Annotated in this window: 4 protein-coding genes and 1 pseudogene; 2 read left to right on the top strand and 3 right to left on the bottom strand. The window is 41.3% G+C overall.

All coding sequences use genetic code 11. The features are described from left to right. Both BB781_RS14715 and fen read right to left on the bottom strand, forming a co-directional pair. The coding region (locus tag BB781_RS14715; RefSeq protein WP_129582739.1) for a PKD domain-containing protein at nt 1-2,213 on the bottom strand (2,213 nt) is incomplete at its 3' end. Between the two features lie 841 nt (nt 2,214-3,054). Further along, a complete protein-coding gene (fen, locus tag BB781_RS14725; RefSeq protein WP_094229221.1) occupies nt 3,055-4,080 on the bottom strand; it encodes a flap endonuclease-1 in 1,026 nt (341 codons plus the stop codon). 130 nt (nt 4,081-4,210) lie between these two features. On the opposite strand from fen, the gene BB781_RS14730 reads away from it, so the two are divergent. Both BB781_RS14730 and ppsA read left to right on the top strand, forming a co-directional pair. Continuing rightward, nucleotides 4,211-4,492, top strand: coding sequence for a ferredoxin (locus tag BB781_RS14730; RefSeq protein ID WP_340637529.1), 282 nt, complete (start codon nt 4,211-4,213; stop codon nt 4,490-4,492). Nucleotides 4,493-4,542: 50 nt separating this feature from the next. After that, the gene (gene ppsA / locus BB781_RS14735; RefSeq protein ID WP_094229222.1) at nt 4,543-6,954 is read left to right on the top strand and encodes a phosphoenolpyruvate synthase; all 2,412 of its coding nucleotides are present in this window, start codon (nt 4,543-4,545) and stop codon (nt 6,952-6,954) included. A gap of 998 nt (nt 6,955-7,952) precedes the next feature. Here ppsA and BB781_RS14740 read toward each other — a convergent pair. Beyond that, nucleotides 7,953-8,352: pseudogene (locus BB781_RS14740) on the bottom strand (transposase); the annotation flags it as partial.

Here is an 8,352-nt window from a genome sequence, read left to right on the forward strand (position 1 = left end):
TCTCCTGTACCTGCACTCCAGCTATGGTTTACCCAGAAATTACCTGTCGTGTTTGTGAAACTTTCTGGTGTTCCAGGCCTTGTAACTGTAATGGTCATGTTACTGCTGAGGTCGCTTCCGGCAAGGTTGCTGGCGTTGAGACTTACATTATAGATACCTGCATCACTGTAGATATGAGTAGCAGGATTCTGCAGAGTGGAATTAGTTCCATCTCCAAAGTCCCAGAACCAGGATGTTGGGAGGTTGCTGGAATTATCTGTGAATTGTACACTTAGAGGATAAGGCCCCGTTGTAGTGTTTGCACTGATATCGGCAACCGGAATTATGACATCGTTTATGGTGATGTTCATTACCTGTGAATCGACTGATCCATAGCCATCACTTACGTTGAATTCAACGTAGTAGGTCCCTGCATCACTGAGATCAGTTATCCACAAACCTTCACCAGTGCTGGTGTTGAAGCTATCGAACAGAGCACTATTGTTACAGCCAAATACCGGTGTATCGCCGTCTGCATCCGTGGAGTTGATGTTAAAGGTGACATTTTCTCCTTCATAGACTGTGATGTCCGTTACATTGAGAATGCTGACAGCGTTGTTTGGTATCTGGACGTTATCGATGGCTCCTAGTGAAATTGTGGAATCAGTGGCGTTGTAGGCATAGACTGTTATGTTGGACCAGGCATGAGCAGAAAGTCCGGTATGATTGAAACTGTTTATCGTATCGTTCAGCCAGGTTCCGCCATAGCTCACGTTATAGGAATCGCTCACATCTCCTGTACCTGCACTCCAGCTATGGTTTACCCAGAAATTACCTGTCGTGTTTGTGAAACTTTCTGGTGTTCCAGGTATGAAAAGTGATTGAACTGTAAAGTTCTTCGCTATTGAGGTCTGTCCGTCCGGGTTGATGACATACAATAACCAGTCACCTGCAATAGCCTGTGTCAGATTGAATATAGTATTAATCGTGGTATAAGTGATACTGTCAATTGTACCATTTATCGGAGTTTGACCAGCCATTGTCAGGTTTACAAAGACAGTATCCGTGATGTTAAAGCTACATCCTGTGACGTTCAGCCCGAATGATGTACTGCCGTCAGTGTTGTTGATACCACTACTTGACGATATGGACTCCACGTATGGAATCGGTGCTGGCATATCCTGATACTGGAAATACGGCAAAGTGTAACTTTCCACCATCTTCCATACAAAGCCTGAGTCATCGGCTGTTGTGATATTATTGCCACTTTCGTTCCAGTAAATACCGGAACTTCCGGAAACGAATGCGAAACTGGTGAAGTTGGCATATGAGGTTAAAGTACCAAGACTATTCGTATACGAACCCGTACTGGAATAATAACTGTTGGTCACAGTGCCACCGTTGTTAACCCCAACAAGACCGCCGACAGAAGAACTACCAGTAACAGTGCCAGTGGCAAAACTGTTGGTCACAGTGCCAAGCCAATTCTCCCCGACAAGACCGCCGACATAATCATCACCTGTGGCACTACCAGTGGCAAAACTGTTGGTCACAGTGCCGGTATTATACCCGACAAGACCGCTGACCCAATCACTACTGCCAATAACATTGCCAGTGGCATAACTGTTGCTCACAGTGCCGTGATCATTCCATCCAACAAGACCGCCAACCTCACGAACACCTGTGGCACTACCAGTGGCATAACTGTTGGTCACTGTGCCATAGAAAATTTTTCCGACAAGACCGCCGACATAATCACCAGTTGTTGAAATAACACCTTCTGAGCTTATTTCTACTCCAAGGTCATGGATGTTAGCACCATTTATATAGCCAAAGAATCCGGCATAATCTCCAGCCTGATAAACTGTCAGGTTCTTCACTGCGTATCCGTTTCCATCGAAGTTACCTGTGAACCTATTGCTTAAATTACCAATTGGAATGTGATTGCCTACAAGTGTGATGTCCTGTGTCAGTGTGAAGTTCTTGCCCCAATCTGCAGAGGTTGCTGACAGGTTATCAATATCACTATCGGTTGAGAGCAGATACGGGCTCTCTACTGTACCATTACCGCCGGAGTATATGGCGGCTGATGCAGGTATGCTGAGAGATAAACAAAGCATCAGCAAAATTGATATTTTCAGAATGCTGTGCTTGAATTTTGATGAGTGAATGTTGCTTTTGTGTGTATGAGAATTTGGTGATGTTGTTTTCATGATCTTGCCTCGGGATTTCATTCGGGCGATGTTTACTGGAGACTGTATTTATATTTTTAAAATAGCTGTGGTTATATAAAAGCATGACTATACTATTTGATTAAATAATTTAAAAATACGATGATGAAGGCTGCCGAAATATTATTTTAAGAATGAATACAACCTTGATTGGTCTATCAAGATTGTGTACCAATTGTTTTGTTTCCGGGTTCTATGATATTGTTTCAAAAATGTCATTGCAGGTTTTGCATTCTGTGATTTACCTGGCATATTAAAACCAGTAACAATGGAATTTGTAGTATCAACGGGCCTGTTGTCTCCAACAAACTTGGAAGGATTACTGCCCATTAGCTCAGTCCACTGTTTCTGTGTGACCAAAAATTTACCAATATAGAATGCTTTCTCTATGTTTACTTCTTATATTCCGCAGATGTCCTCGAATTTTGTCAATTATCTGGATTGCAATTATTTATCAATTAATAGTAACATAATTCAATTGAGAAGTAACATTTATTATCACTTCAATTTGATATCAGTATGCGTAAATGTACGCTAAAGGAAAATATCCGTTTTTCTCTAGACATCTGCGGAAAGTCGGATGTAGCAACAATGTGCTTTTTTTGTATATTCAGATATTTTCTATTGAGAATTAGAAAACAAATATAGAAAACAAATATAGAAAACAAATATAGAAATATTAATGCAACATCGTAAGTACTAAATAGAGGAAAAAGATGGCTTAAATCTGAAGCTACATTTTATTCTTGGCTGCCTTTATTATTAAAACAGTATCGTGTATCATACATGTGAAAGCTACGGTGACGTCAATGTTACTGGAAGGAATACTTCAAGGAATTCTATCTCACCAGTCTGCGAGACAGGACTGACATTCATCGATGACCCTACTCTCCAGAATTTCATTATTCTTCAATACCTGTTTTTCAGAGAAACCCCGCTCACCAACAAGGAACTCAAATAATTCATCGGACTTCGGTTTATTCCATCTGAGACTATAATCCGCAGTAACAGGAGGATCCAGGAAGAATTCCCTGATCTCTTCCACTGAAGTGCAGGCACGAACATCCATATTCTCTTTACTGATAATGGTGATGATATCATTGTGCTTGCGAATAAGTTCAAGTGCGGTCTTGGCACCCACACGATGGATACCCTCATTGAAATCCGTGCCTGTACAGATGGCAATATCAATAAGCTGTTCGCGAGTGATATCTAACTGTTCAAGGGAGCCTGAAAGTGAGATATGTTCCGGTGTCTTTGCAGCATATTCTTTCTTACCCGGTATTTTTCTCTTTCCAGTGCTTCCCATATTCCGGATAACGTTTTCTGCCCCGAAAAGAAAGACATCGTAATCCTGTGAACCTACAAGATCAGCATCCCCGCGGGAAACCATGAACGCTGCCTGAGCCTCTGCCTCGGATTCTGCCTGCATCCAGGGTATACCCATGAGTTCAAGGAGCTTTTTTGATTCTTCAAGTATCTGCGGAGTTATTCTTGAAGTACCCTGGGCGAACTTCTTCATATCCTCCAGATTGCCCTGGTCTCTGGCAATCTCATAGTTCAAAGCTGCATTCTCTTTGCACTCCTTGCGTTTTTCCAGGGTTTGTTTCTTCATCTCAGGAGCTTTGCCATCAAAGATGAAGAAAGGTTTGATGTTTGCATCCCTCAGTTTACTGGTCCTTGAGAACAGACCTGTAAGGTGGGATGTTGCATTTCCAGAGGAATCTGTAAGAAGGGAGCCATCCCTCTGACGAATGGCACTCAGGAACTGGTAAATAGTATTGTATGCGTCTATAGCTATCACTTTGCCATTGATTTCTTCGTAAGTGATGGAGGTTTTTGTGAGTAAGGTCCCTATTTGTGTGCCCATGATGATTTTCCTTTTTCACTATCCTTTTATCCTTTGTTATTTTGCTTCCAATGGTCATTCTGGTTTATAATCGTATTCTAAAAGGCATTATCATTTGGTATTACTTTCAGCTGATGAAGACTAATGTCTTATGTACTATGTAACTCAAATAATTATTATTCATTTAAGGGGGGAATCAAATATAGCAGACAAAAATAGCAAAGTGTCGGAGAATGTCCCGGGTCCATATTATGTGGATGAAAGCTGCATAGCATGTCAAGTATGTACGGATGAAGCTCCAGATCACTTCAAAATGGCCGATAATAACTCGAATGCCTACGTTTCCAGACAGCCAGAAAATGATGATGAAAAAGATCTTTGCGAAAAAGTATTGGGCATTTGCCCGGTTGATGCCATCGGAAATGATGGCTGAAACAGATCTTGAATTACACGATCAGATTGAATTTCAAATGGAGTGGGTCCATGACAGATAATAGTAAATATACCAGATGGTTTGAAGAAATAACCATAGATGACGTGCCTTTAGTAGGGGGCAAGAACGCGTCCCTGGGAGAGATGTATAGAGAACTTACAAATAAAGATATTAAGATCCCTAACGGTTTTGCAATAACTGCAGATGCTTATTGGCATGTGTTAGAGTCTGCAGGTGTACTCGATGAACTTAAAAAGACACTTGAAGGACTTGACACAGATAATGTGACCGATCTTTCTAAGAGGGGTAAGAAAGCTAGGAATATCGTACTTGATGCAGGTATCCCTGATGACCTGTGGGAAGAAATAAAAACAGCATACGATAAACTTTGCGAACAGTATGGTGAAGATGTTGATGTTGCAGTACGAAGTTCTGCTACTGCAGAAGATCTTCCTAATGCATCCTTTGCAGGCCAGCAGGAGACTTACCTGAACATCCACGGCTATCACTCATTAAAAGATGCCTGCAACCGATGTTTTGCATCACTTTTCACTGACAGAGCGATCTCATACAGAGTGAACAACGGATTCGATCACTTCAAGGTGGGTCTGTCGATCGGTGTCATGAAGATGGTACGCTCGGACCTGGCTTCCAGTGGTGTAATATTCACTATCGACACAGAGACCGGTTTTGAGAATGTGGTATTCATAACAGGAGCTTATGGTCTTGGAGAGAATGTTGTACAGGGCCTTGTCAATCCTGATGAGTTCTATGTTTTCAAGCCTACCCTGAAGGAAGGGTTCAGACCCATCATCAAGAAGAAGAGGGGCAGCAAAGAAATAAAGATGATATATGGGCGGGGTGATTCCCGTGTGCTTACCCGTAATGTGGATGTACCGGAGGCAGACAGGAAGCGCTATTGTATCACAGATGATGAGATATTGCAACTGGCGAAATATGCGGTTACCATTGAGGATCATTACTCCAATAAGAAGGGAAAGCATGTACCTATGGACGTGGAGTGGGCCAAAGATGGTGAAACAGGCGAACTGGTCATCGTCCAGGCAAGGCCGGAAACAGTGCAATCGTTAAAGAGGAAGGATGTGCTCGAGACCTACTACCTTGATGAGAGTACCGATGTCATTGTTACAGGAAGAAGTGTAGGCTCAAAGATAGCTGCCGGTAAGGTCCATGTTATCTCAGATGTCTCACTACTTGCCGATTTTAAATCAGGAGAGATACTTGTAGCTGATACCACAACACCTGACTGGGAACCTGTAATGAAACGGGCAGCTGCCATTATAACTAATAAAGGTGGGAGGACCTGCCATGCAGCTATTGTGAGCCGCGAACTTGGTATCCCGGCGGTTGTAGGTGCCGGGGATGCAACTGAAAAACTGAGAGATGGCATGGATGTCACGATAAATTGTGCAGAAGGGGATGCAGGTAAAGTGCATGAAGGAATCCTTCCGTTCCATATTGAGACTGTTGATCTGAAGGGGCTGGAAAAGACAAAGACTGAGATCATGATGAATCTGGGTAACCCTGAGGAAGCCTTCGCAATGTCCATGATACCCAATGACGGAATAGGACTTGCAAGGCTGGAATTCATTATTAACAGTTATATCAAAGTGCATCCCATGGCGCTTGTACATCCTGAAAAGGTAAAGGATGAAAAAGTGATTCGACAGATAGAGGAACTCACAGAGCAGTATAAAAATAAAGAAGATTATTTCGTTGAGAAACTGGCACAGGGAGTTGCAACGATATCTGCTTCGTTCCACCCAAAACCGGTAGTTGTACGTATGAGCGATTTCAAGACCAATGAGTATGAGACGCTTATGGGCGGAGAGTTTTTTGAGTTTGAGGAGAACAACCCCATGCTGGGTTTCAGAGGTGCCTCACGCTATTATGATGAGCGTTACAGGGAAGGCTTCGCTCTTGAGTGCAAGGCCATGAAAATGGTGAGAGATGAGATGGGGCTGACCAATCTCATACTTATGATCCCATTCTGCAGGCGCATAGAGGAAGCCGAAAAGGTCCTGGAGGAGATGAAGAAGAACGGCCTTGTGAGAGGCGAGAATGGCCTTCTTATCTACATGATGACCGAGATCCCAAGCAATGTCCTGATGATAGATGAGTTCAGCAAGTACTTCGATGGTTTTTCCATCGGCTCCAACGACCTGACGCAACTGACCCTGGGTGTGGACAGGGATTCTGAGATCCTTGCCTCCACATTCGACGAACGCGACGAGGCCGTGAAGAAAATAGTCTCAATGGCTATCCAGGGAGCTAAAAGAAACAACAAGCACAGCGGTCTATGCGGTCAGGCTCCCAGCGATTTCCCGGAGTTCGCAGAGTTTTTGGTAAAGGAAGGTATCGATTCGATATCTCTTAACCCGGATTCGGTGATGAGGATCGCGCTGAAGGTGGTTGAGGTTGAGAAAAAGATAGGGAGGTGAAAGGCTGAAAGGAAGCCTTCTGCCTTTTTTATGTGTATTTAGGCACCAGCAATTCAATTAGGACACCACAGTATTTTTGGAGGATTAATAGTACATGTAAAAAGAGAACTTTCATAATAAAGACAGAAGGATGGTCAATTACATCCTTCTTCTTTTCGGACCACCACCGAAATATTGTAGTGAATCCACTCCTTGTTTATATTCCACACATCGTGTGAGAAAACCCCCGTTTCCAACCCGCACGCATGTACAATTGAGAATATCTTTGTATTCCCAATCCAACGATAATGTGGCTTTTTGCACATATATAATGATTGACGGATATTTTTTTACGGGATGGGAAATTATAATGCCATTAAAACTTCAAACATCAATGTATAGGAACTTTTATTGAATATTTCATTTAAACACCTATAGTTCGTCATTCATTAATCTAAAAGGCGAGTAGTATATATGGGATATATTCATAAGATTATTTGAGGTGAAAACACATGTCGGGATGGGTTAAAAGAACAATAATGGTGTTCATAAAACTAAAAATACTTCTTTGGATCAAAAATATATTGTGGAGAAGAACTCGTTAATAACAGATTTTTAATCTGGACTCTGTAGAAAATTTCCTATTCATGAACAATCGACTAAAGTTATAAAAACAGTACTTCTTGAATTATTTTTTTACATTTGTTTATGCCCGAATACGAGACTTTTTATTATTTTCTAATCACCCTTCAAATCTGGCCAAACCCTCTTAAAAATCTCTCCTTTAAATAATTCACTGTCTTAATACACTCTTTTGCATCCTTATTTTAAAAAATAAGAGTTAAATAGTTGTTATTTACAGATAGTTACCACTACTACAAAAGTATAAACACAGTTTCATAGGAGGATCATCCATATTTGTTTCGTGCTATCTCGAGTGGAAATTTACCTTTACGGATTCCTGTATTGAACCTCCTCTGGTTCATGAATGTAAACAAGTTATTAAAAAAGTTAGCCAGTCAAGTGGTTGTTTTAAAAGACCTTGCTTGATAAATAAAACTGTCAATATATGAAAAAAGCTGTTCCATGACATTGTTTGTTTCTGGAACAAGTCCTGCCTCTAGTATTTTTCGATTTTTGGCGTAAATGCCAGACACATACATAACAACTTTCATTGAAGCTTTAGATATTGTCTTTGTCTTTGAAGCTTCAATCATTTTATGATAATTCACTATCAGATGAATAACTGTTTCCGAGAGAACTACTTGAATTGCATGATTGAAAACCTCAAGGTCCTCAGCAGGTACATTTTTCATGCTGGAAAACTCATCTGTATATTTTTTAGCTATTGTTTTCATTTGATGAAACACACAAAAAGTATGGATAGCATTTGGGAATACCTCTTTAACTGCACCAATA

Origin of the sequence: Methanolobus psychrotolerans, from assembly GCF_002243045.1 — an archaeon.
Taxonomy (GTDB): Archaea; Halobacteriota; Methanosarcinia; order Methanosarcinales; family Methanosarcinaceae; genus Methanolobus; species Methanolobus psychrotolerans.

Bases quoted from the DNA above. Each gene is read 5' to 3' on its own strand.
- fen (WP_094229221.1), bottom strand. From the start codon at position 4,080: ATGGGCACACAAATAGGGACCTTACTCACAAAAACCTCCATCACTTAC.
- BB781_RS14730 (WP_340637529.1), top strand. From the start codon at position 4,211: ATGTACTATGTAACTCAAATAATTATTATTCATTTAAGGGGGGAATCA.
- ppsA (WP_094229222.1), top strand. From the start codon at position 4,543: ATGACAGATAATAGTAAATATACCAGATGGTTTGAAGAAATAACCATA.